The sequence below is a fragment of the Roseibium sp. RKSG952 genome (assembly GCF_009711355.1).
On record NZ_SMMF01000281.1, the window covers coordinates 1 to 497 of the forward strand.

The 497-nt window shown below is 56.5% G+C and carries 1 protein-coding gene; it reads right to left on the bottom strand.

Annotation, left to right across the window (positions count from 1 at the left end; all coding sequences use genetic code 11):
- Positions 1-2: 2 nt before the first annotated feature.
- Positions 3-497, bottom strand: a 495-nt coding sequence (locus E1297_RS48850; RefSeq protein ID WP_196223096.1) for a hypothetical protein, incomplete at its 5' end; no start/stop codon positions are given.

Below are 497 nucleotides of genomic sequence, written 5' to 3' on the forward strand. Positions count from 1 at the left end.
ATTTACTGATCCCCTATCGGGGACTTTAAAGCGCTGTAGCCAAATTGACGTTCGAGCCATTTCGAAACGATCTGTGCCGTTTCAGGAGCCGATTTGGTGATCAGCATCTGCTCGTGCGTGGAATTGGCATCCGCAACGTCTAGCCGGGAGAACGACGGCTTCCAGCCAAGACACGGATCGTCTACCTTTGACCGTGTGTCAGCCGCCCGAACCAGAAGACCGGGTCCCCGGAACGCGCCCGGCTCTGGCCGTCCGCGCAAAAGTGCTGGCTGAGATGTCATGAAGACAAGAATTTTCTCTATGAGACCAACACTGTTCTGATCAGACTTTTCAGTCGCATAGCCAGCATCCCTGAACCCTTTCGCCAGGCGGTTGAGTTTTTCAGAGCGGCTGAAACCCCCGAGATCCGGTTCGGTGAGTGACGGCTCATAGCTGAGAAGCAGCTGATCCAGAACCTGATCCGGCGTCGGGGCTTGTGCATCCCCCCCGCCATCCCC